The 624-nt window shown below is 73.6% G+C and carries 1 protein-coding gene; it reads left to right on the forward strand.

Going from position 1 to position 624, the window contains the following annotated elements; translation table 11 throughout:
• Window positions 1–624, forward strand: a 624-nt coding sequence (locus CXY91_RS30685; RefSeq protein ID WP_248307687.1) for a methyl-accepting chemotaxis protein, incomplete at both ends; no start/stop codon positions are given.

Below are 624 nucleotides of genomic sequence, written 5' to 3' on the forward strand. Positions count from 1 at the left end.
AATCTCCGACATCATCCGGGTGATCGACGACATCGCCTTCCAGACCAACCTGCTGGCGCTCAACGCCGCGGTCGAGGCGGCGAGGGCCGGCGATGCCGGCAAGGGCTTTGCCGTGGTCGCGAGCGAAGTGCGCACGCTCGCCCAGCGCTCGGGCGAGGCGGCCAAGGACATCTCCGGGCTGATCTCCTCGTCCAATGCCGAGGTCGAGGCGGGGGTGAAGCTGGTGCGCCGGGCCGGCGAGTCGCTGGAGACGATCCTGGCGGCGTCGCGGAAGGTCACCGGCACGATCCAGGAGATCTCGGCGGCGGCGGGCGAGCAGGCCAACGGCATCGAGGAGATGAGCCAGGCGGTCGCCCATCTCGACGAGATGACGCAAGCCAATGCGGCGCTGGCCGAACAGAGCGCCGCCTCGGCGGGGGCGCTGTCGGGCCGGATCGGCGAGCTCAATACGCTGGTGGCGAGCTTCCGCACCGGCAACGCCGCCCACGGCGCCATGGCGCCTGCACCGGCCTTCGCCGGCCCGGGAACGCGTCCGGCTGCCCGGCCGGCGATGCGCGCCCCCGCACGCCCTGTCGGCGCCACGCCGCATGCCGCCGGCCCGGCGGATCGGGGGAGCGGCCAGGC

Origin of the sequence: Allobosea sp. FBZP-16 (assembly GCF_002831785.1) — a bacterium.
Lineage (GTDB): Bacteria > Pseudomonadota > Alphaproteobacteria > Rhizobiales > Beijerinckiaceae > Allobosea > Allobosea lupini.